Raw genomic sequence first — 22800 nt, 5'->3', positions numbered from 1 at the left:
TGGCCGAGCTTGAAGGTGCGACGGAGATCAGGCGACCAGCGACGGTGGCGCGAGCGTCCGCGCTCGGTCGTACAAGTCGAGCGCCGTCGCGTTCTTCAGATGAGGGCGCAAGAGACCGAACATCGCCTTCACGCGTTCGTCGGCACGGCCGGACTGCACCTTGGGGTAGTCGTGGAGGGCCTGGTGCCAGGTGGCACACGCCGCTTCCAGATGGCCGAGCTCCAACTGCCGCTCTGCCAACAGGCCACGACGGTGTACTCGTGTGCGCTGGTACACGCTGGGGCGGAGCCGGTCCGCTTGCTGCATGGCTTCGACGGCTCCGGCCTTGTCACCGAGTTCGTAACGCACCTGACTGACGTGGTAGTTGAGCGAAGAGGGGTCATACGAGCCGAACGCCTTGCCGCGTGACTCAGCACGGTTCATGGCAGCCTCGGCCTCCCGGATGTAGCGCAGCGCACCCGTACGGTCGCCGGTCTGCGCGGCGGCGTGCGCCTGCTGGCCGACGAGGAAGGCCAGCATCCGAGGACCGGCCTTCGGGGAGGCGGCGGCAGCGGCGTCGGCCAGCTCCATGGCCTTCGCCCCGTGGCGGAGGTCAACTGCCTGGACGCTCATGCCCCGCAGGGTGGTGCAGTACGTCAGGTGGTCCTCGGCCGCGCCCGCCAGCTCCAGAGCCTTGACGTAGTAGCGCTGCGCGAGACCGTGCAGACCTTCGTCCACGGCCATGTAGCCGGTCAGGTACAGCAGGTCCGAGGCGGCGGACAGCATCGCCTTTCGTACGTCCTCGGGTGCGTCGGCGCGCAGGTAGGAGGCCACGGTGTTGACCATGAACGAGGCCGCCATGGGGCGTGCGTGACGGCCACCGAACTCGTCGTCCAGCTCCGAAACACGCTCGGTCATGGCGATGACCATGTCCACTTCGTTCATGCCGATGCGACTCGTGCGGCCGGACTGAATGGCATCGGCACGCCCGACTACATCAGGCCAGCCAGGAATGGTGACGGCCACGGAGAACAGGCCGGCACCCAGGACGCTGCGGCGGGACGGGTCCATATCCAGCCTCCCCAGGTCGATCACCCCTTCCACGGTATCCGCAGCCGCGGGGGAGCGATCGCGTGGAACGGGCAGCCCGGCCTCGGCATGGGTGACGGGGCGGCCGAGGCGGCGGGAGAGAGCTTCGAGGATGCATCCGCGCACCGCACCCCGAGGGACGGTGCCGCCCAGCCAGTGGCTCACCGCCGACTCGTCGTAGCGCAGAGGGACTCCGGTCTCCGTACCGACGCGGTTCACCGCCCGCGCGAACTGGCGGTGAGTCCAACGGCTCTCGGAGAGCATGCGCCCGAGCGCCGCGTTCGGTTCACGCTTAGCCATGCCCTCAACTCCCCCTGCCCTTGCGAACTTTCAAGGCTTTCAAGTCCTGACGCTGCGGCAACGGTACCGCTGAGCGTGGTCGTGCGGTTGCGTAGAGGCAGCAGGGAACGGCGAGTCCTCGCCGCAGCCGTCGTCTGAAGGGCTGAGGGATGAGAAGCGAAGCACGGGCCCGTCTGGCCCGGATGACCGAGGAGCGAGGCATGGACGGGGTGTTGAGGATCAACACCTACGAGGGCGCAGACCTGCCGCCGGGTTCGAACCGGTTCTCGCCGTGTCTCTGCCCGCAGCACCGCAGTGCCACGCCCGAGTACGGCGCGGAGAAGCTGAGCGTCGCAGTACGCGAAGCCAACCAGCGCAGCCGCGGAGAGCGGCTGTGAACCGGTTAGCCGCAGCCGCCGGCCGCTACGCCGGACCAGTCCTGATCATCACCATCTCGGGATCGGTCGGCTTCGTCCTGGGCGTCGCCGCCGCATCCACACCCACCTGACTCCTCCCCGTCACGCATCCAGGCTCCCCACCTGTGACGAGGGAGGGCCCGCCGCCGGAAGCGGTGGGCACCCCGCCCGGCTGCCTTCTTCGCAAGGGTCCGGCAGCCGGACGGGTCCAACTCCGCAGCATCCGCCGCGGAGTCCACTGAAAACCGTAAGGGAGAAAACGATGAACGTGGACGAGCTGTTCACCGGCGACCTGATCACCGGCGTCCCGGCCGTCGAAGCCGCGCTGCTCGACAAGATGCCGGGCGGCGGCGACAACAACGGCGACCACTGCAGCAAGTGATCCAGGGCTGACGCCAGGCGGGGCGGGGCCGTGCGCGGCCCCGCCCCGCCGCACGACATCGGAAGGGGACTACATGTTGTCGATGCGTCTGCGCCTGGCCGATCTCCAGGAACCCAAGTGGAGATCACAGGGCGGCCGTTGGACCAACGGCGAGAGCTGGATCGAGCCCGCGAACGTGTCCGCTCTGGTCATGGAGGTCAACGACGACCAAGCGCCGCGCGTACGGGTCCGCGTGAAGGAGTGCAAGCGGGACGAGGCCGACTTCGTCGAACTCACCATGGAGCCCGGACAAGCCCGCCTGGCGGCGGGCGTCTTCGGCACAGCCCCGCTCTACCTGGCAGAGAAGGCTGGCGAGCTCCACGCCTCTTGGGACCTGACGCTGCTGCGACCGCATCTGCGAGCCGACCGCCTGGTGCCCCGCGTTGTCGCCCGCACGCTGACGAGGCAGCACCGCTACACGTCCGAGACGCTCTTCCAAGGCGTCTACCGCCTCACCGAACGGGCAGCGGCCACGTTCACCCCTTCGGGACTCAGCATCCACTACCCCGACCCCGCCGAACACGTACTTGAACCACGTACGCTCCGGCCCGGCGTTGATCCACTCATGGCTCTGGACGACTTGCTGACCGACGTAATCCGCCAGGCGCCGACAGCAACCGGATGCGTGGGCGTCGAACTGTCCGGCGGCGCGGACTCCGCGAACGTCGCCCTGGCCGTGAAAGCAGCCCGCTTCCCCGAGGTGCACAGCTTCGGCCTGCTGGTGGGAGGAAGCACCGGCAGGCAACAGGGCGAGCGGCGTCGGGCCCTTGTGGAGCACTGTGCCTTCCGAGACACGGCCACTCTCGGCATGCAGCACCCACCCTTCTGCCCCGGCGGCGTGCGCGCTCTGCGCAGGCCGCACGATCCGGCGGGAGCCTTCTACCAGGAGGCGTTCAATGTCGTGCGCGAGCAGGCAGCCGCCCGGCGGTGCGAGGTCATGTTCACGGGCAGCGGCGGGGACGAGATCAACGCCCACCACTCCAGGACACGGGCCGAACTGCCGACGCCGGAACCCGTGCTGTGGCTCGGCGATAAAGCAATCCGAGCGCTCGCCGAAGTCAACGAGCACCTGGCCCCCATTCCGGTGCTGCCCGTCCCGACCCTGATGGCGTTCGGGATGCACAACCCCGGATTCCTCCGGGCCGGAATCTGGCCGGTGAGTCCGCTCGCGCACCCGCGGATCGTGCGGTTCATGGAGCAACTACCGCACGAGCACAAGCGAGGCAAGGCGTTGTTCCGCGAGCGGATCCGGCGGGCCGGGCTGCCCGAGTGGGTGGCCGCGCCGGCCGAACCGGAGAACTTCCTGGCCGTCCTGGAGAAGGGTTTGCGTTCCTACGGCTTGCCGGTCTTGGACGACATGCTGAAGGAGTCCATCCTGGTGGACCTTGGCTACGTTGACGGCAAGGCTCTCGCCAAGGCGGGGAGGAACGCCGACTCCGCGCCGGTCGTCCCCGATCTGCTGTGCGATGTGCTCGCCCTGGAGGTCGGGCTGCGAAGCCTCATGTGACCAGCCCCGACACGGAAGCCGAGCAAGTGGAAGCCACCAACCTCCTGTACCGCGATCCGGCACTTTACGACGTGGTCCAGTCCGACAGCGCGAGCGCTGAGATGTGCCAGACCCTGATCGAGTTGCACAGGCCGGACGCCCGGACCCTGGTCGACTTCGGATGCGGTACCGGCCGGGACCTGGAGATCCTGGCCGAGCGCTTCGAGTGCATCGGCGTGGACCTCCAGCCCGGCCTGGTCGACTACGCCCACCAGGCCCGGCCCGGGCTGGACATCCGCACCGGCGACATGCGCACCGTGCGACTCGGCAAGCGCATGGACGTGGTGACCTGTATGGGCAACAGCCTCGCCTACGTGCACGACAACGAGGCGATCAGCCAGGTGTTCGCCACCTTTGCGGCACATACCCAGCCAGGAGCGCTGCTCGTGCTGTGTTCCCCCGTCGCCCCGATCACCCGGACCGAGCCGACCACTGCCACGGTGGACACCCCGAGAGGCCCCGCCACCGTCACCATCCGCCACACGTGGGACCTGCGGACCCAGATCAACACCATTCATCGGCACTGGGCGCTCCCCGCGGGCGACGAGGCGCGAGACGAGATCCGCAGGCGCGTCCTGTTCCCCCGTGAGTTGGAACGCTACGCGGAGGGTGCCGGCTTCGAGGTCTTGGACATGCTCGACGGCACAGGGACAGGGCTTACCGGCCCCACCGCGTACACGGTGGCCCGACCAACTCCGCGGTGACCGGCGGGGCGAGAAATGGCACCAGTGCCAGCCGCCCGCTCCTGACGGCAGTAGTGACGGCAACACCCACGGATTCCCCCGCACAACGACGGACACCAGCGGAACGCAAAACCCACCCTGACCAGCGAAAAAGCAGGTAGAGGGGTACCGCGTAGCACACGTACTATGTACTGGCCGGTACCACGCCGGTACTCGTTCACAACACCGGGCCTGCGTGCGGTCTGGGCGGTTTCAAGGCAGGCGTAACCCCGGATGAAATCACCGGGATCAACCGCGGATTTGGCGGAGAAACGCTTTTGAGTGGTTCTCCCGAGAATACGATGATCAACGCAAGTAGGTATAACAGCTTCTGGGATAAGTCTGCGGTTGTCATTCGGGACATTGCAGGAAGCCATATGTTCAACAATGGAAATAAGCGAACTGCGCAGGCGGTCGTGGAGCAGCTGATGGAGCGCAATGGTGTCACGAGTGGGCCGACATCGCAGGACTTGCGCAGTGTCATCGACAGGGTCGGCAAGGGTCAGCTGCACAGCATTGATGACATCTCGTCAGCCTTGAGGGGCTACTAACAGGAGTTGGGTAATGGATATCGAGCAGCTTATGGAAAGGCTTGGCCGCTCGGGTGTCACCGTAATCATCAAGGTGGATGACGAGAGGATGGCAGAGGGCGGCGAGCCATGGACTGTAGTTATGTCAGGGCCAGCCATGGGAGAGCAAGGATTCATTCGGGCTGAATCTTCAAATCTCGATTCCTGTCTCGAACAAGCACTCGATCGACTGCGCGAGCGTCGAAATGACTGGGAATGGCTGGTTGATATTTCCTGACGAATGCTGCGAGGCCCCGCCGGAGCGATTCCAGCGGGGCCTCGCGGGGCTTGACGGTAGGGCTTCGGCGTAGTCGGACGGGGTCCGGTTCGTGACGAAAAGTCAGATACAGCGAGGTGGTAGGCGAAGCAGGCACGGCTTCCAAGATCATGGAGTTCTCGACGCCCCGTGATCCCGATGGAAGACCGTGCCTGCCGACGCATCATCCCCGATCCCTGCCGCTCTTGACCAACTCCGCGCCCACCGCGCGCCCGCCTCGGCAGAAGTGCCGGGGCTACTGGAGCGCCTGACCGACGTCCCTGACCCCCGTGATCCACGCGGAGTGCGCCACGCTCTGGCCGTCGTGCTCACACTGACGGCCTGTGCGGTCCTGGCCGGAGCGACCTCGCTGCTGGCGGTCGGCGAGTGGATCGCCGACGCCCCCGATGCTGTGCTTGAGCAGCTCGGCATCCGCCCTGACCCGGTGATGCCGCAGCGCAGCCGGCCGGCCGGCCGAAACCACCGTGCGCCGCCTGCTCGCCCGGATCGATGCCGACGCGCTGGACGTCGCGGTCGGGCGCTGGCTCGCCGACCGGCGAACCCACCCGAGCAAGCCCACCGCTCTGCAGGGACTGGCCGTGGACGGCAAGAGCCTGCGTGGCGCGGCCCGCGCCGACGGCCGCAAGATCCACCTGCTGGCCGCGCTCGACCACACCTCCGGCCTGGTCCTGGCCCAGCTGGACGTCGGCGAGAAGACGAACGAAATCACCTGCTTCCAGCCGCTGTTGGAGACGGTGGCCGACCTCGCCGGAGCCGTCGTGACCACCGACGCGCTCCACACCCAACGTGACCACGCCACCTATCTGCTCGGACGCGGCGCCCACTACATCGTCATCGTCAAGGGCAACGCGAAGAAGCTCCGTGCGCAGCTCAAGGCCCTGCCCTGGAAGGACATCCCGCTCCAGGGAAGAGTCAAGGGCGTCGGCCACGGCCGCAGCGAGATCCGCAGGATCAAGGTCGCCACCGTGAACAATCTGCTCTTCCCCGGCGCCCGCCAGGCCATCCAGCTCAAGCGGCGGCGCACCGACCGCAGGACCGGCAAGACCACCATCAAGACCGTGTACGCCGTCACCAGCTTGAGCGCCGAGCAGGCCGCCCCGACTCAGCTCGCCGCCTTGATCAAGGACCACTGGAAGATCGAAGCCCTGCACCACACGCGAGACGTGACCTTCGCTGAGGACGCCTCCCAACTGCGGACCGGCAACGCACCCCGGGCGATGGCGACCTGGCGCAACCTCGCCATCGGCGCCCACAAACTCAACGGCGCCACCAACATCGCCGCCGGACTGCGGCGGACCGCCCGCGACCCGCACCGCCCCCTCACCCTCCTCGGACTCGCATGATCACAAAACAGACGCCGTCCGACTACGCCGAAGCCCTGAGCCTCTGGGGCATCGATGCCGCGTGTGCAGCCAGCATTGGCGCCGGACGCCCAGAGGGAGTGCTTGAAGAGCCCGTAGGCTTTGTTTGCCGAATTGTCGCCTGCGCGGGCGCACTCGGCGAGGGCCCCGTCCAGCAGGACGAACTCCGGATCATGTTCGCGCAGTGTCTTGAGCAGGCCAGGGGCCCGGTCGGCGAGCAGGCCCATCACCGGAGTGACGTACGCGTGGGCGGTGCCGACGGGCCGGGTGTTCCGAAGCCGGACGCGATCCGGGTGAGGGTGTCGTGGCGACGCAGGTGCACCAGGGCGACAAGCGCCCGCTGTGCGGCGGGAGCTTGCACCGCCGGTCACCCCCGTGGGTCACGATGAGCATCGTGACCCACTCGACACCCACTCGACCAAGGCATGGGGCAGGTCGAGTGCGGCAGGATGCGGAGGATGCGGAGCCAACAGAGCTCCTGTGCTGCTGAGTTGAGACGTCGAACACCTCCCTCAACGGCACGGGAGCCCTGTCCGTTACGCACCCCGACCTCACACCGCCCCGTCACCCGATCCGTGGCCACGCTGAAAACGCTCACTGACCAGCCGGTTCCAGTCCCGGCCCCGATCGCAGTCCTGGTGCTGGCCCCAGTTCGGGCAAGGGGTGCCCAGGCGCTGTCGGACTCTCAGTCGAGCCGGCGACCGCGATTGCCGGGCCGGGAGGCGACCCAGGCTCGGATGGTGTCGGCGTACCAGTAGGGCTTGCCGCCCTCCACGTGGTCGGGCGCTGGGAGCAGTCCGTGCTTGCGATAGGACCGTACGGTGTCCGGCTGCACCCGGATGTGTGCCGCGATCTCCTTGTAGGTCCAGAGCCTTCGGTCGGTCATGAGTTGCACCTCCCTGCGCGCGCCGCGGCGGCGACCGGGGGATGGTCGTCGGGGGAGCCGGGCGCTGCGCTGGCGATCACCAAGCCTGTGCCCGGTGAACGACGCAGAGTGACCAGGAGCCAGTGCCTGTTGACCGGGTGTGACCCAGAACCCGCGTATCCATGACATGTGTGACATGACGGGGGTATTTGTGACACAGCTGACGCACAACTGGTGGGTGTCCGGCGCCCGTGTCAGCCGTCGCATCCCCGCTGGTCGCTGCCCCGGTAGCCGCGCACCCCACCAGTGGTCCACCCGGAGTTCGGGGTGCGGAACTGGGGTGCGCGGAGCCGGGCGCCACGCGCCCCCACGGGGGCCGGACGACGATCCGGGTCGGATGCGGGAAGGTGTGGGTAAGGGCGGAGGAAGGTGGGTGAAGCTGGGTGAAGCTGGGTGAGGGGAGAGTGGCGAAGGCGTCACGGCCGCACGCGCGGGGTGTGGTGTGGGTGTGGCGACGGCAGGCGTTCTCACTAGTCCGAATGTCCGGACAAAATATTGACAGGGTTCGGCGCACGGGACTAGAAAGCCGGGGAGAGCCGTGACGAAGGGAAGCCGATGGCCTACGACCTGATCACCATGGGGCGGATCGGGGTGGACCTCTACCCGCTGCAGACCGGTGTCCCACTCGCCCAGGTGTCGTCCTTCGGCAAGTTCCTCGGCGGGTCGGCGACGAACGTCGCGGTCGCCGCGGCCCGGCTGGGCCGGGACACCGCTGTGATCACCCGCACCGGAGACGACCCGTTCGGCACCTACCTGCACGAGGCGCTGCGCGGCTTCGGCGTCGACGACCGCTGGGTCACCGCGGTCCCCGGGCTCCCCACCCCGGTCACCTTCTGCGAGGTCTTCCCGCCGGACGACTTCCCGCTCTACTTCTACCGCCAGCCCAAGGCTCCGGACCTGGAGATCGACGCCCGTGACCTGGACCTGGAAGCCGTTCGCCGGGCCCGGATCTTCTGGATGACGGGCACCGGCCTGAGCGAGGAGCCCAGCCGTACGGCGACCCTCGCGGCCCTCGCCCACCGCGCGAAGTCCGGCATCACCGTCTTCGACCTCGACTGGCGGCCGATGTTCTGGCAGGACCCGGAATCCGCCCGCCCCTGCTACGCCGAGGCCCTGCGCCACGTCACCGTTGCGGTGGGCAACCTGGACGAGGTGGAGGTCGCGACGGGGGTGCGCGAGCCGCATGCCGCCGCGCGCGCCCTGCTGGACGCCGGGGTGGAGACCGCCGTGGTGAAGCAGGGACCCAGGGGCGTACTCGCCGTCAACCGGAACGGCGAGTCCGCCGAGGTCCCGCCCCTGCCCGTCGAGGTCCTCAACGGGCTCGGCGCTGGGGACGCCTTCGGCGGTTCCCTCTGCCACGGCCTGCTCGAAGGCTGGGACCTGGAGACGGTCATGCGGCACGCCAACGCGGCCGGTGCCATCGTCGCCTCCCGTCTGGAGTGCTCCTCCGCGATGCCCACCCCGGACGAGGTGGCCGCCGCGCTCGACGCCGGAGCGGTGCGGTGAGGGCGGGTCGCGTCGTGGGCGCGCACACCCACGGGGGTGACGGCGTACGGCACCCCCGGGTGGACGTCGCCGAACTGGTCCGCGTCCGTACCCGGCACCCCGAGGCGATCGCCGAGGCCGCCACCCGCCGCGCCCGCAGGCCCCTGCTGAACGAGAACGGCCGGCTGATGATCGTGGCCGCCGACCACCCGGCCCGCGGCGCCCTCGGTGTCGGTGACCGCAAGCTCGCCATGGCCAACCGTGTCGACCTGCTCGAACGCCTCTGTCTCGCGCTCTCCCGGCCGGGTGTCGACGGTGTCCTCGCCACCGCCGACGTCCTGGACGACCTGCTCCTGCTCGGCGCCCTCGACGGCAAGGTCGTCATGGGTTCCATGAACCGCGGCGGTCTGCAGGGCGCGCGCTTCGAACTGGACGACCGCTTCACCGGCCACCGCCCCGAGGACATCCAGCGCCTCGGCTTCGACGCGGGCAAACTGCTGCTGCGCGTCGACTACGACGACCCGGGCTCCCTGACCACCCTGGAGTCCACCGCCCGCGCCATCGACGCGATGGCCGCCCGCCGGCTGCCCGTCTTCGTGGAGCCGTTCATCAGCCGGCGCACCCCGCAGGGGAGACTGCGCAACGACCTGTCCGCCGAGGCGGTCACCAGGTCCATCGCCATCGCCTCGGGCCTGGGCGGCAGTTCGGCCTACACCTGGCTGAAGGTGCCGGTCACCGAGAACCCCGACGACATGGCGCGGGTCATGGAGACCTCCACCCTGCCGGCCGTGCTGCTCGGCGGCGACATCGGCGACTCGCCCGGGGATCAGGTCGCCGCCTACGAGAAGTGGCGCGGCGCGCTGCAACTGCCCACCGTGCGCGGCCTGGTGGTCGGCCGCTCGCTGCTGTATCCGGCGGACGGCGACGTGGCCGCCGCCGTGGACACCGCCGTAGGACTGCTGTGAGGGCCGCATGACCAGCAATGACCTGCACCTGCCCAGGGGCGCCACCGCGAACGCCCGGTACGTCGTCGACATCGGCCCCGAGCGCGCCGGGTGGACCCACAGCAGCCTGCGGGTGGTCGCGTTGACACCTGGTGGTACGCATACGTTCACCACCGGGGACAGCGAATGGATCGTGCTTCCACTGGAAGGCGGATGTACCGTACAAATTGAGGACGACGAGTTCCAACTCCTGGGCCGGGAGAGTGTGTTCGCGGACGTCTCCGACTTCGCGTACGCCCCCCGGGGCGCCCGGGTCCAGATCGCCTCCGGCGCGGGAGGCCGCTTCGCCCTGGCAGGAGCGAAGTGCGAGCGACGACTCCCCGCCCGCTACGGCCCCGCGCCGGAGGTCCCCGTCGAAGAGCGCGGCAGCGGCACCTGCGCCCGCCGCGTACGCAACTTCGCCTCCGCCGACGCCTTCGACTGCGACCGGCTGATCGCCGTCGAGGTGATCACTCCCGGCGGCAACTGGTCCTCCTACCCGCCGCACAAGCACGACGAGTACCGGCCGGGCGAGGAGTCCGCACTGGAGGAGATCTACTACTTCGAGATCGACGGCCCGAACGGTCTCGGCTACCAGCGCGTATTCCCCTCGCGTGAGGGCGGCTGCGACGTCCTCGCCGAGGTCCGCTCCGGTGACGCCGTCCTCGTCCCCGACGGCTGGCACGGGCCGTCCATCGCCCAGCCCGGACACGACATGTACTACCTCAACGTGATGGCCGGGCCGGGCGAGACACGGGAATGGCGGATCCGCTTCCACCCCGACCACACAGAAAGCACAGGGGGGTACCGATGACCACCTCGACGACGAGGCTCACGGTCGCGCAGGCACTCGTACGCTTCCTCGCCGCCCAGTACACCGAACGGGACGGCGACCGGCACCGGCTGATCGGCGCCACCTGGGGCATCTTCGGGCACGGCAACGTCGCCGGCCTCGGCCAGGCGCTGCTCGAGTACGCCGACGCCATGCCGTACCACCAGGGCCGCAACGAGCAGGCCATGGTGCACGCGGCGGTCGGCTACGCCCGCCAGTCGGGCCGCCTGTCCGCGCACGCGGTGACGACGTCGATCGGCCCGGGCGCGACCAACCTGGTCACCGGTGCCGCCCTCGCGACCGTCAACCACCTGCCGGTGCTGCTCCTGCCCGGGGACGCCTTCGCCACCCGCCCTGCCGACCCGGTCCTGCAGCAGCTGGAGGTGCCGTACGCGGGCGACGTCTCGGTCAACGACACCCTTCGCCCGGTGTCGAAGTACTTCGACCGGATCACCCGCCCCGAGCAACTGGTCCCGAGTGCGTTGCAGGCCGTGCGGGTCCTCACCGACCCCGTGGAAACCGGTGCCGTCACGCTCGCCCTGCCCCAGGACGTGCAGGCGGAGGCGTACGACTGGCCGGCGGAGTTCTTCGCCGAGCGCGTGTGGACCGTACGTCGGCCCGGCGCCGACCCCGCCGAGCTGGCCGGCGCGGTCCGGGCGATCCGTACGGCGCGCCGTCCGCTGGTCATCGCCGGCGGCGGGGTGCACCACAGTCGCGCGGAAGAGGCACTCGCCGAGTTCGCCGAGGCCACCGGGATTCCGGTCGCCTCCACCCAGGCCGGCAAGGGCTCCTTGCGCCACGACCATCCGCAGGACGTCGGCGGGATCGGCCACACCGGCACGGCGACCGCCGACGAACTGGCCCGCACCACCGATCTGGTGATCGGTGTGGGCACCCGGTACACCGATTTCACCACCGCCTCCGGCACCCTCTTCGAGAATCCGGACGTCCGCTTCGTCAACCTCAACATCGCCCCCTTCGACGGCCACAAGATGGCCGGGCTGCCGCTGGTCGCCGACGCCCGCGGCGGCCTGGAACAGTTGGCCGGGGCGCTGCGGGCGGACGGCCACCGGGTGGCGCGGTCGTACGTCGCCGAGTACACCGAGGACAAGGAGCGCTGGGAGCAGCGCGTCGACGCCTGCTACGAGGCCGACGAGATCGACGTACGGCCGACCCAGCCGCAGGTCCTCGGCGCCCTGGACGCACTGGTGGACGAGTCGGACATCATCATCAACGCGGCCGGATCGCTCCCCGGCGACCTGCACAAACTGTGGCGGGCGCGGTCCCGTGACCAGTACCACCTGGAGTACGGCTATTCCTGCATGGGCTACGAGATCCCCGCCGCGATCGGCGTGCAGCTCGCCGCGCCCGAGCGGAACGTGTGGGCGTTGGTGGGCGACGGCACGTACCTGATGATGCCGACGGAGATCGTGACCGCCGTGCAGGAGGGCATCGCGATCAAGATCCTTCTGGTGCAGAACCACGGATACGCCTCCATCGGCGGGCTGTCGGAGTCGGTGGGCGGTGAGCGGTTCGGCACCGCTTACCGCTACCCCCGCGCCGACGGCACCTTCACCGGTGCTCCGCTCCCCGTGGACCTCGCTGCCAACGCGGCCAGCCTCGGCATGCGGGTGCTGCGCGCGAAGACCGTACGGGATCTGCGTGCGGCGCTCGCCGAGGCGCGGACCGCCGACACTCCCACATGTGTCTACGTGGAGACCGAAACGTCCGACACTGTGTCGGGCGCGCCTCCGGCGCAGGCCTGGTGGGATGTCCCTGTGGCCGAGACCGCGACCCGACCGTCGGCGGTCACGGCACGTGAGCTGTACGAACGGCACGTCTCGACCCGGCGCCGTCATCTGTAGAAGGAGTCTCAGGGCATGACGAAGATCGTCAACCACTGGATCGGCGGCAAGACCGTCGAAGGCGCGTCGGGTGCGTACGGGCCGGTCACCGACCCCGCGACCGGCGCGGTCACCACGAAGGTCGCGTTCGCGTCGGCCGAGGAGGTGGACGCGGCCGTCGCGGCGGCCAAGGACGCCTTCGTGGCCTGGGGCCAGTCCTCGTTGGCCCAGCGGACCTCGATCCTGTTCACGTTCCGGGCACTGCTGGACGCCAACCGGGACGCCATCGCCGAGCTGATCACCGCCGAGCACGGCAAGGTGCACTCCGACGCGCTCGGCGAGGTCGCCCGCGGCCTGGAGATCGTGGACCTGGCCTGCGGCATCAACGTGCAGCTCAAGGGCGAGCTGTCCACGCAGGTCGCCAGCCGGGTCGACGTGGCCGCGATCCGTCAGCCGCTCGGCGTCGTGGCGGGCATCACGCCGTTCAACTTCCCGGCGATGGTCCCGATGTGGATGTTCCCGATCGCCATCGCGTGCGGCAACACCTTCGTGCTGAAGCCGAGCGAGAAGGACCCGTCGGCCGCCCTCAAGATCGCCGAGCTGCTCGCCGAGGCCGGTCTGCCGGACGGTGTCTTCAACGTCGTGCACGGTGACAAGGTGGCCGTGGACCGGCTGCTGGAGCACCCGGACGTCAAGGCGGTCTCCTTCGTCGGCTCGACGCCGATCGCCCGCTACATCCACACCACCGCCTCGGCCAACGGCAAGCGGGTGCAGGCCCTGGGCGGCGCCAAGAACCACATGCTGGTGCTGCCGGACGCGGACCTGGACGCGGCCGCGGACGCGGCGGTCTCGGCCGCCTACGGTTCCGCGGGCGAGCGCTGCATGGCGATCTCGGCCGTCGTCGCGGTCGGCGCGATCGGCGACACGTTGGTGGAGAAGATCCGTGAGCGCGCCGAGAAGATCAAGATCGGTCCCGGCAACGACCCGGCGTCCGAGATGGGTCCGCTGATCACCAGGGCACACCGCGACAAGGTCGCGTCGTACGTCTCCGGTGCCGCCGGCGAGGGCGCCGAGGTGGTCCTGGACGGCACCGGTCACACCGTCGAGGGCTTCGAGGACGGCCACTGGATCGGTATCTCACTGCTGGACAAGGTGCCGACCAGCGCCAAGGCCTACCAGGACGAGATCTTCGGCCCGGTGCTGTGTGTGCTGCGCGTCGACACCTACGAGGAGGGCGTGGCGCTCATCAACGCCTCGCCGTTCGGCAACGGCACCGCCATCTTCACCCGGGACGGTGGCGCCGCCCGCCGCTTCCAGCTGGAGATCGAGGCCGGCATGGTCGGCGTGAACGTGCCGATCCCGGTGCCGGTGGGATACCACTCCTTCGGCGGCTGGAAGGACTCGCTCTTCGGCGACCACCACATCTACGGCAACGACGGCACGCACTTCTACACCCGCGGCAAGGTCGTCACCACCCGCTGGCCCGACCCGGCCGACGCCCCGGCCGGCGTCGACCTCGGGTTCCCGCGCAACAACTGACCCCGGAGACCACGGTGCTCCGGCCCGACGCGTCCATCCGAACGCCGTGTTGCGGTTCACTCCGACCGCCCGAGCCGCAGCAGTGACGCTGCCGTCCTCCTTGTCCAGCGCCTCGAAGAACCTCGCCTTCAGCACCTCGAAATCCATGATCCCCGCAACTCCCTGAACTCCAGGGTGTTGCGGGGATCAATAGAACCCGCCCCGCCGGAGGGTGGGGCACCGGTGTGCTCGGCCCCGCTGGTGCTTCTCGACCGGTTCGGAGCTGCGAGCGGGGGCCGTGGCGGTGGGTGGCTTCACCGTGGCCGTCTCGTCGGACTCGTCGAGGTCCACGATCACGGTCTTCGCGCCGAACGTCCGACGTCCGACCCGCCACATTGCTGGCATGTACGCGCCGGATTGGCGTCCGGATAGCGGACGGTAGTGACTTTTTTCGACGCCCCAACTGCGATTCCCGTGCAGGCGGCATGAAAGGGATGGTGAAGGGGTTATGGCGCTTTTGCCTTCGAAAGCAAGGTCAGATTCGCTAAAGGTTGCGTGAATAGATCTGTGCGGCGCATCAACCTGGGAAAGTGGGGCAGCGCAGGTGACTTCCGAGGTGCGGATTCCGAAGGTAAACGGCCATTGACGGGGTGGTTTTCGTCGGGGTTCGCTATGCAGCGCCGGGAGCCGGACGACCTGCACGTATGACGATCCGCCGGAGGCGATAGCGCTCCCGACCACACCCTCCTTCGCGCGACATTCGCATGAATCGATCGGAAGCGCCGTATGACCGATACGCTCCAGAAGTCCGTGGTTGACGCCGCGACGGCCCCCGCACCGGGGCTGAAGCGTTCCATCGGCGTCGTCGGCGGCACCTTGCTGACGCTGTCCTGCGTCACGCCCGCCTCCACGCTCTTCGTGATCGTGCCCGATCTGTTCTCCAGCCTCGGCACGGCGACGGCGCTCTGCATCGCCATCGGTTCACTGCTCTGCATTCCCGTGGCCTTCTGCTACTCGGAGCTGGGCACCCTCATCCCCAGCGCGGGCGGTGAGTACGCCATCGTCTCCACGCTGGCCGGGCGGCTCGCCGGCTGGCTGGCCTTCGTGATGTCGCTTCTGGTCGTGCTGATCGTCCCCCCGGTCATCGCGATGGGAACCGCCGACTACCTGGCTCCGGTCATCCACCTGGACCCGGCCTGGACCGGCGCCGGAGTGATGATCGCGGCCACCCTCGCAGGCCTGCTGGACCTGCGCGCCAACGCCTGGATCACCGGCATCTTCCTGGTCCTGGAGGTCGTCGCGGCCGGCATCGTCGCCGTCCTGGGCTTCACCCACACCCACCGCGGCGCGAGCAGCCTCGGTTCCCTGCAGGTGGGCGGTACCCATGCCCACCCGGACATCGTCACGGCCATGATGGTCGTCTCCGGGCTCGCCATCGCGCTCTTCGTCACCCAGGGCTTCTCCACCGCCGTCTACCTCTCCGAGGAACTGGAGAACCCGCGCCGCAACGTCGCCCGCACGGTCCTCGCGACACTGGCCATCTCCAGCGTGGTCATCCTGGTCCCGGTCGCCGCGATCACCATGGGCGCCGACGACCTGCAGGCCCTGACCGGCGGCGACATCAGCACCATGGTCATCGCCTGGAGCAACTCGGCCGTCGGCACCTTCGTCAGCCTCTGTGTCGCCCTCGCGATCATCAACGCCGGTATCGTCATGGTGATCCAGAACTCCCGCGTGCTGTTCGCCTCGGCCCGGGACAAAGCCTGGCCATCACCGGTCAACAACTCCCTGGCCAAGCTCGGCCGGTTCGGCTCCCCCTGGGTCGCCACGCTCGTCGTCGGCGTCCCCGGCGCATTCCTCTGCTTCGTCAACCTGGACACCCTCTACGGCGTCACCGGCGTCGCCGTCACCGGCCTCTACCTGCTGGTCGCGATCGCCGCGCTGCTGTCCCGGCGCGGGTCGCACGGCGCCCGGAAGGCATGGCGGATGCCGCTCTGGCCCGCGGTACCCGTTCTGCTCATCATCGTCCTCGTCTACATCCTCGTGGAGCAGGACACGGCCTACCTGCTGTGGACCGGCGGCATCACCGCCGCCGCCACCCTCTACTGGGCCTTCTACCTCCGCCCGCGCCGCGACACCCGCTGGCTGGTGACGGTTCCCGAGGACACCCGGGCCTGACGGCCGGTCGCCGGAGTCCCGGGACCGCTCGGCACCCTTCGCCTCCGGGGCCCGAGGCTGCAATGCCTCCTACCTCCTACCTCCTACCTCCTACCTCCTACCTCTCACCTCCCGACTCCAGGCCCGGCCCTGGCCCCCGGCCGCGGTTCCGGCCCCGTTCGCCACGGCTGCGTCCACCACGCCCGAAGTTCACCGGGCCGTCTCGTACGTCCCCGGAAGGGGCCGCGGTCCAGGCCGATAGCCGCACCGGTTGCCGGTGGCGGCCCGTACCGTTGAGGCATGGATCTTCGACTGCCCGCGCTGCGGGCGTTGCTGCGCCGGCCGCGCAGGCCGCGCCGGCTCGTCGCCGCCGCGGCGGCCGCCGCGGCGCTCGCCGGCGCGGGGACGTGGACGGCGGCCGTCGCCTCCGACGACACCCGGCAGGTGCACCGCACCGACCGGATCATGGCGGTCGACGGTGTGCACTTGGACACCTCGTTCTTCACCCCGGCCACCGCCGGCCGCCACCCCGCCGTCCTGCTGGCGCACGGCTTCGGCGGCAGCAAGGATGACATGCGGCAGCAGGCCGAGGACCTCGCCCGGGACGGGTACGCCGTCCTGACCTGGTCCGCGCGCGGCTTCGGCAGGTCCACCGGGAAGATCGGGCTCAACGATCCGAAGGGTGAGGTCGCCGATGTGTCCCGGCTCATCGACTGGCTGGCGAAGCAGCCCCAGGTCCGGCTCGACAAACCCGGCGACCCGCGAGTGGGCGTGGCCGGCGGCTCCTACGGCGGCGCGATCTCACTCCTCGCCGCCGGATACGACCACCGGGTCGACGCCATCGCCCCGTCCGTCACCTACTGGGATCTGGCGGACGCCCTGTTCCCGAACGGCGTGTTCAAGAAGCTGTGGGCCGGCATCTTCGTCAACACCGGCGGTGGCTGCTCCCACTTCGAGCCCGCACTGTGCCGGATGTACGACCGGGTCGCCGAATCCGGCACCCCCGACGCCGGCGCCCGCAGACTCCTGGAGGAACGCTCACCGTCCGCCGTCGGTGACCGCATCAAGGTGCCCACCCTGCTGGTGCAGGGCCAGACGGACTCCCTGTTCACCCTCGCCCAGTCCGATGCCGCCCAGAAGGCCATCCGTGCCAACGGCGCCCCCGTGGACGTCGACTGGATCGCGGGCGGACACGATGGCGGCGACCTGGAGACCGGCCGGATCCAGGCACGCATACACGCGTGGTTCGACCGGTACCTGAAGGGCGACAGGAGTACCGGCACCGGCCCGGTGTTCCGGATCACCCGCACCGGAGGCGTCGACTCCACCAACGGCGCCGCCCAGTTGCGCGGTGCGAGCGCCGGCTCCTACCCCGGCCTGCACGGCCACCGGCGCGACCTCCCTTTGACCGGCGGCGAGCAGCGGGTCAGCAACCCGGCCGGCGCCAGCCCACCCGGCGTCTCCGCCCTGCCCGGCCTCGGCGGCTCCGGCGGCCTCGCCCAGCTGTCCGCGCTCGGCGTCGGCGTCGCCCTCGACTTCCCCGGCCAGTACGCGCGGTTCGACTCGGCGCCGCTCACCCGCGATCTGCGGATCACCGGCGCACCGACCGCCACCGTCCACGTCACCTCCACCAGCGCCGACGCCGTCCTCTTCGGCAAGGTCTACGACGTCGGCCCCGACGGCACTCGGCAGGTCCTGCCGTCCCAGCTCGTCACCCCGGTCCGGGTGACCGGTGCCAGGGCGGGCCGGGACGTCACCGTCACCCTCCCGGCGATCGACCACGAGGTGCAGAAGGGCCACCGGCTCCGCCTGGTCCTCTCCTCGACCGACCTCGGCTACGCCTCACCGGCTGCCCCGGCGACCTACACCGTCTCCCTCAAGGGGGACCTGAGCGTGCCGACGGCTCCCGCGGTCACCACCGCCGCGGCCCCCCTGCCCCCCTGGGTCTGGTGGCTGCCCCTTGCCGGCGCCGCGGGTGCACTCGCCCTGCTGCTGACTGGCCGTCGCCGGGGGGCCGTCCCCGCGCCCGACCCGGAGCTGACCGAAGTCCCCCTGGTGATCGATGGTTTGAGCAAGCGTTACGCCAGGTCGGCCGACCGGTATGCGGTGCGCGAGTTGTCCTTCCGGGTGGAGAGGGGCCAGGTACTCGGCCTGCTCGGACCGAACGGCGCGGGCAAGACCACCACCCTGCGCATGCTGATGGGCCTGATCACGCCCGACGACGGCGAGATCCGCGTCTTCGGCCACGCGATCCGGCCCGGCGCGCCGGTGCTCTCCCGGGTCGGCGCATTCGTAGAGGGCGCGGGCTTCCTCCCGCACCTGTCCGGCCAGGAGAACCTGGAACTGTACTGGCGGGCCACCGGCCGCCCACCTGAGGACGCCCACCTGGACGAGGCCCTGGAGATCGCCGGACTCGGTGACGCCCTCGCCCGCGCGGTGCGCACCTATTCCCAGGGCATGCGGCAGCGCCTCGCCCTTGCCCAGGCCATGCTCGGCCTGCCCGACCTGCTCATTCTCGACGAGCCCACCAACGGCCTCGACCCGCCCCAGATCCGCGAGATGCGCGAGGTGATGATCCGCTACGCGGCCAGCGGCCGTACGGTGATCGTCTCCAGCCATCTCCTCGCCGAGGTCGAGCAGTCCTGTACCCACCTGGTGGTGATGGACCGCGGCCGATTGGTCCAGGCGGGCCCGGTACGGGAGATCGTGGGAGCCGGCGACACCCTGCTGGTCGGCACCGCCACCCCGGTGGCGGACCCGGTCGCGGAGAAGGTGGCCGCCCTGCCCGGCGTCGCCTCCGCGGTGCGCACCGACGGCGGGGTGCTGATCCGGCTCGAACCCACGGGCACCGCCGAGCGGCTGGTCGTGGACCTGGTGCGGCTGGAGGTGCCCGTCACCTCGGTCGGCCCGCACCGCCGCCTGGAAGACGCCTTCCTCACGCTGATCGGAGGTTCCGCATGAGCACGTTCGCCGAACGCACCGGGGCGGTGTCCGGCTACCGCGCGGGCCGCACCCTGCCCCTGCGCGTGGAGCTGGTGCGCCAGCTCAAGCGGCGCCGCACCCTGGTCATGGGGGCGATCCTCGCCGCCCTGCCGTTCGTGCTGCTGATCGCCTTCGCCGTGGGCGGCGACCCCGGCGGCCGGAACAACCGGATCACCCTGATGGACACGGCCACCGCGTCCGGCGCCAACTTCGCCGCGGTGAACCTGTTCGTCTCGGCCGGTTTCCTGCTCGTCATCCCGGTCGCCCTGTTCTGCGGGGACACGGTCGCCTCGGAGGCCGGCTGGTCCTCCCTGCGCTACCTGCTCGCCGCACCTGTGCCCCGCGCCCGGCTGCTGCTGTCCAAGCTCGCCGTGGCACTCGGGCTGAGCCTGGCCGCGATGTTGCTGCTGCCGGTGGTGGCCCTCGCCGTCGGCACGGCCGCCTACGGCTGGGGCCCGTTGCAGATCCCCACCGGGGGCGCACTGGACACCGCTACGGCGGCACAGCGGCTCGCGCTGACGGTGGCGTACATCTTCGTCTCCCAACTGGTCACCGCAGGGCTGGCGTTCTGGCTGTCGACCAAGACGGACGCGCCGTTGGGAGCGGTCGGCGGCGCGGTAGGCCTGACCATCGTCGGCAACGTGCTGGACGCCGTCACCGCCCTCGGACACTGGCGGAACTTCCTGCCCGCCCATTGGCAGTTCGCCTGGGCCGACGCCGTCCAGCCACACCCCGAGTGGTCCGGCATGATCCAGGGCACCGCACTGTCCCTCACGTACGCCCTCGTGTTGTTCGCGCTGGCCTTCCGGGGATTCGCGCGCAAGGACATCGTCTCCTAGTGCCGCGGCAGGCGACGTTTGCCCGTCAAGGAGTGGTGTTCGGTGGGTGTTTTCGGCGTGCTGGCCGGACGTCCTCGTACGGGATGTACGTGGGCTTTCGGTCGGTGCGGCGAGCGTGCCGGGCGTCGCGACGGGGCGAACGTCGCCTGGTGCGGCACTAGGCCACCGTGGGATCCACCACTGGTCACGGAGGGCCGCCGATACCGTCGAAAGCAGCGGCGGCGGGTCACCGGAGGAACCGGTGACCCGCCGCCGAGGAGGGCTTGCTCAGCCGTTGCCGGCGCCGTTGCCGGACAGGGCGGAGATGTCGTCCAGGATGTGCGAGAGCGGCTCGTCGCCCTTGGCCTGGGTCGAGTTCTCCGTGCACTGCTGGTTCTGCGGCGAGGACAGGATCGGGATGTCCTGCACGCCGACGTTGACCAGAGCAAGGATCGACTGGGCGTTGACCTTCGCCGGCAGACCGATGCAGGGCTTGTTCAGCGAACCCTGGACCAGCGAGAGCTGCGGGCTCATGTCGCCGAAGGTGGCCGAGTTGCCGAACGCCTGCGAGGCGCCATTGCCGCTGAACGACGTGGTGCCGTGGTCGTCACCGATGGCGAGGGCCTGGGGGGCCGCCGCTCCGGCGAGACCGGCGACAGAGGCGGCAACAGCCGCGGTTGCCCACAGCTTCTTCATGTTTCTGTCCCTTTCGAAAGGCGGACTCCGGGGAGGAGTTGCATGATCGTCAACGGTGGGAACCCCTCCGGGGTTGCGCTCTTTGCCCCGTTCGGACCAGCGCAGTGTGATGAGTGCACAAGCGCCGTCTGTTGCCCGGGATGAAAGGGCGGCACCGTGGGCCCGGGTCCGGAAACGGCGGACGGGCCGCCGAAGGGTTCGGCGGCCCGTCGTAGGCCCGTCAGGGGCCAGCGGTGCTCAGCTGTTGCCGGCGCCGTTGCCGGACAGGGCGGAGATGTCGTCCAGGATGTGCGAGAGCGGCTCGTCGCCCTTGGCCTGGGTCGAGTTCTCCGTGCACTGCTGGTTCTGCGGCGAGGACAGGATCGGGATGTCCTGCACGCCGACGTTGACCAGGCCGACCAGCGACTGGGCGTTGAGCTTCGCCGGCAGGCCGATGCAGGGCTTGTTCAGCGAGCCCTGGATGAGGGCCATCTGCGGGCTCATGTTGCCGTAGGTGGCCGAGTTGCCGAACGCCTGCGAGGCACCGTTGCCGCTGAAGGAGGTGGTGCCCGTGTCGTTGCCGATGGCCAGGGCCGGCGACGCGGCGGCGGCGGAAGCACCGACGACAGAGGCGGCGACCGCGGCGGAAGCCAGAACCTTCTTGATCACTTACTCATTCCCTTCTGAAGAAACCCCGTCCACCGGAGCGTCCTGGTTCAACTGCCCATCGCATCGACGAGTTGCTCCGATTCACTCTGATGGCCCATCGGGGGGCGCGCGGCGGGCTCGGGCGCCGGTGCTTGAATTCCACCGATTCCGTCGCGTCGAACGATCCGATCGGGTGATGCCCCGCAACCAATCCGCGCTGTTCCGGTTGATGCGAGGGCAGGAACGTGCGTCTTGGCGAGGAGCCAGGAAAGGAAAGCGAAATGCTGAAGAAGGCAATGGCCGCGGCGGCGGTCGCCGCGTCCTTCGTCGGTGTGTCGGCGGCGGCAGCCCCCCAGGCGCTTGCCATCGGCAACGACACGGGCACCACGTCGTTCAGCGGCAACGGTGCCTCTCAGGCGTTCGGCAACAGCGTGACGAGCGGCGACATGAGCCCGCAGGCCACGCTGGTGCAGAGCTCCGTGAACAAGCTCTGTGTCGGCCTGCCGGCGAAGGCGGACGTCCAGTCGGTTCTCGCGGTCGTCAACGTCGGCGTCCAGGACATCCCGGTCCTGTCCTCGCCGCAGAACCAGCAGTGCGCCGAGAACTCGACCCAGGCCAAGGATGACGAGGCGCTCTCGCACATCCTGGACGACATCTCCGTCCTGGCGGGCAACGGCGTGGCCAACCACTGAGGCAGGCCGGTTCAGGACCGCTCGGGCGGCGTGCCGATATTCGGTGCCGCCGTCCGGGCGGCTTTGGTTGTCACTTCTCGAAGAAGCGTTTCTGTGTTGTATGCCGAGCGTATCCGCCAACGTGTCAATTCTCTGAAGGCGTTCGAGTGAATTCAGGGGCGACGCGCGTTCCGTAGTTTCTTCGGCTGTCTATCCCTCGTTCTACAGCCTGCCGGTCATGGTGCGAGCCGTTCAAGCTGTGCTCGCTCGGTTTCGGCCGTCATAGGGGCATGACCGCAGAGAAGGGAAAGTCTATGAAGAAGAGCGCTGCTGTCGTCGCTGGCGCGATCCTGGCGCTGGGCGGGGCGGCCCCCGCCTTCGCCGACGCCGGGGCCGAGGGCGCCGCCGTCGGTTCCCCGGGCGTCCTCTCCGGCAACGTGGTCCAGGTTCCGGTCCACATCCCGGTCAACGTCTGCGGCAACAGCATCGACGTCATCGGTCTGCTGAACCCGGCGTTCGGCAACACCTGCGTGAACGACTGACGTTCGTCGAACAACGCACCAGCTCACAGGCTGCGTTCTGGCCGGCCTCGGACCATCGATC

General features: G+C 69.4%; 19 protein-coding genes and 3 pseudogenes. 17 read left to right on the top strand and 5 right to left on the bottom strand.

Annotated features, from left to right (window positions below; all coding sequences use genetic code 11):
• Window positions 1-27: 27 nt before the first annotated feature.
• Window positions 28-1368 (bottom strand): NsdA family TPR-like regulatory protein, encoded by a 1341-nt coding sequence (locus LK06_RS10505; protein WP_174673847.1) that lies wholly within the window; start codon window positions 1366-1368, stop codon window positions 28-30.
• Window positions 1369-1517: 149 nt separating this feature from the next.
• On the opposite strand from LK06_RS10505, the gene LK06_RS10500 reads away from it, so the two are divergent.
• The 7 genes and pseudogenes from LK06_RS10500 to LK06_RS10475 form a co-directional block, all read left to right on the top strand.
• Window positions 1518-1745 carry a hypothetical protein gene (locus tag LK06_RS10500; protein WP_234367392.1) on the top strand — a complete coding sequence of 76 codons (228 nt, stop codon included), beginning with the start codon at window positions 1518-1520 and terminating at the stop codon, window positions 1743-1745.
• A gap of 473 nt (window positions 1746-2218) precedes the next feature.
• On the top strand, window positions 2219-3691 hold the full coding sequence (locus LK06_RS10495) for an asparagine synthase-related protein (RefSeq protein WP_174673846.1): 1473 nt from the start codon (window positions 2219-2221) through the stop codon (window positions 3689-3691).
• Entirely contained in the window at window positions 3688-4434 is a 747-nt protein-coding gene (locus LK06_RS10490; RefSeq protein WP_174673845.1) for a class I SAM-dependent methyltransferase, read from the top strand. The genes LK06_RS10495 and LK06_RS10490 overlap by 4 nt, the downstream gene beginning before the upstream one ends.
• A 320-nt stretch (window positions 4435-4754) precedes the next feature.
• Entirely contained in the window at window positions 4755-5003 is a 249-nt protein-coding gene (locus LK06_RS35230; RefSeq protein WP_411572767.1) for a Fic family protein, read from the top strand.
• Window positions 5004-5016: 13 nt separating this feature from the next.
• The gene (locus LK06_RS10480) at window positions 5017-5259 is read left to right on the top strand and encodes a hypothetical protein (RefSeq protein ID WP_071659290.1); all 243 of its coding nucleotides are present in this window, start codon (window positions 5017-5019) and stop codon (window positions 5257-5259) included.
• 187 nt (window positions 5260-5446) lie between these two features.
• Window positions 5447-5674, top strand: a pseudogene (locus tag LK06_RS35040) (transposase family protein); the annotation flags it as partial.
• 88 nt (window positions 5675-5762) lie between these two features.
• Window positions 5763-6482: pseudogene (locus tag LK06_RS10475) on the top strand (ISAs1 family transposase); the annotation flags it as partial.
• 283 nt (window positions 6483-6765) lie between these two features.
• Here the strand turns inward: LK06_RS10475 and LK06_RS10470 are convergent.
• Together LK06_RS10470 and LK06_RS10465 are read right to left on the bottom strand one after the other, a co-directional pair.
• Window positions 6766-7129 (bottom strand): annotated as a pseudogene (locus LK06_RS10470) (helix-turn-helix domain-containing protein); the annotation flags it as partial.
• Between the two features lie 215 nt (window positions 7130-7344).
• Window positions 7345-7545: a helix-turn-helix transcriptional regulator gene (locus LK06_RS10465; RefSeq protein ID WP_039649733.1), complete on the bottom strand. Its 201-nt coding sequence runs from the start codon at window positions 7543-7545 to the stop codon at window positions 7345-7347.
• Window positions 7546-8139: 594 nt separating this feature from the next.
• On the opposite strand from LK06_RS10465, the gene iolC reads away from it, so the two are divergent.
• The 8 genes from iolC (at window position 8140) to LK06_RS10420 (ending at window position 20224) form a co-directional block, all read left to right on the top strand.
• Complete coding sequence (gene iolC, locus LK06_RS10460; RefSeq protein ID WP_039649731.1) at window positions 8140-9090, top strand: 5-dehydro-2-deoxygluconokinase; 951 nt, start codon at window positions 8140-8142, stop codon at window positions 9088-9090.
• A 59-nt stretch (window positions 9091-9149) separates the two neighbouring features.
• A complete protein-coding gene (locus tag LK06_RS10455; RefSeq protein WP_039649785.1) occupies window positions 9150-10034 on the top strand; it encodes a Cgl0159 family (beta/alpha)8-fold protein in 885 nt (294 codons plus the stop codon).
• A gap of 7 nt (window positions 10035-10041) precedes the next feature.
• Entirely contained in the window at window positions 10042-10866 is an 825-nt protein-coding gene (gene iolB / locus LK06_RS10450; protein WP_043409217.1) for a 5-deoxy-glucuronate isomerase, read from the top strand.
• Window positions 10863-12749 carry a 3D-(3,5/4)-trihydroxycyclohexane-1,2-dione acylhydrolase (decyclizing) gene (gene iolD / locus LK06_RS10445; protein ID WP_039649727.1) on the top strand — a complete coding sequence of 629 codons (1887 nt, stop codon included), beginning with the start codon at window positions 10863-10865 and terminating at the stop codon, window positions 12747-12749. Before iolB ends, iolD begins: the two co-directional genes overlap by 4 nt.
• A 15-nt stretch (window positions 12750-12764) precedes the next feature.
• Window positions 12765-14267: a CoA-acylating methylmalonate-semialdehyde dehydrogenase gene (gene mmsA, locus LK06_RS10440; RefSeq protein ID WP_039649725.1), complete on the top strand. Its 1503-nt coding sequence runs from the start codon at window positions 12765-12767 to the stop codon at window positions 14265-14267.
• 765 nt (window positions 14268-15032) lie between these two features.
• Window positions 15033-16424, top strand: coding sequence for an APC family permease (locus LK06_RS10430; RefSeq protein WP_039649720.1), 1392 nt, complete (start codon window positions 15033-15035; stop codon window positions 16422-16424).
• A 279-nt stretch (window positions 16425-16703) separates the two neighbouring features.
• Window positions 16704-19364, top strand: a complete 2661-nt coding sequence (locus LK06_RS10425; RefSeq protein WP_039649717.1) for a CocE/NonD family hydrolase — start codon at window positions 16704-16706, stop codon at window positions 19362-19364.
• The gene (locus LK06_RS10420; protein ID WP_039649715.1) at window positions 19361-20224 is read left to right on the top strand and encodes an ABC transporter permease; all 864 of its coding nucleotides are present in this window, start codon (window positions 19361-19363) and stop codon (window positions 20222-20224) included. Before LK06_RS10425 ends, LK06_RS10420 begins: the two co-directional genes overlap by 4 nt.
• Before the next feature lie 267 nt (window positions 20225-20491).
• Here the strand turns inward: LK06_RS10420 and LK06_RS10415 are convergent, their stop codons facing one another.
• Window positions 20492-20899, bottom strand: a complete 408-nt coding sequence (locus LK06_RS10415) for a rodlin (protein WP_039649709.1) — start codon at window positions 20897-20899, stop codon at window positions 20492-20494.
• 237 nt (window positions 20900-21136) lie between these two features.
• Window positions 21137-21547 carry a rodlin gene (locus LK06_RS10410; protein WP_039649707.1) on the bottom strand — a complete coding sequence of 137 codons (411 nt, stop codon included), beginning with the start codon at window positions 21545-21547 and terminating at the stop codon, window positions 21137-21139.
• 260 nt (window positions 21548-21807) lie between these two features.
• Here LK06_RS10410 and LK06_RS10405 point away from each other — a divergent pair, with 260 nt between their 5' ends.
• Entirely contained in the window at window positions 21808-22218 is a 411-nt protein-coding gene (locus LK06_RS10405) for a rodlin (RefSeq protein WP_039649705.1), read from the top strand.
• A gap of 293 nt (window positions 22219-22511) precedes the next feature.
• Window positions 22512-22739 (top strand): chaplin ChpD, encoded by a 228-nt coding sequence (gene chpD, locus LK06_RS10400; protein ID WP_039649703.1) that lies wholly within the window; start codon window positions 22512-22514, stop codon window positions 22737-22739.
• Window positions 22740-22800: the final 61 nt, after the last annotated feature.

Source organism: Streptomyces pluripotens (assembly GCF_000802245.2).
Lineage (GTDB): Bacteria > Actinomycetota > Actinomycetes > Streptomycetales > Streptomycetaceae > Streptomyces > Streptomyces pluripotens.
The sequence above is the reverse complement of the archived record's forward strand: the minus strand, read 5'-3'. Positions and strand labels throughout refer to the sequence as shown.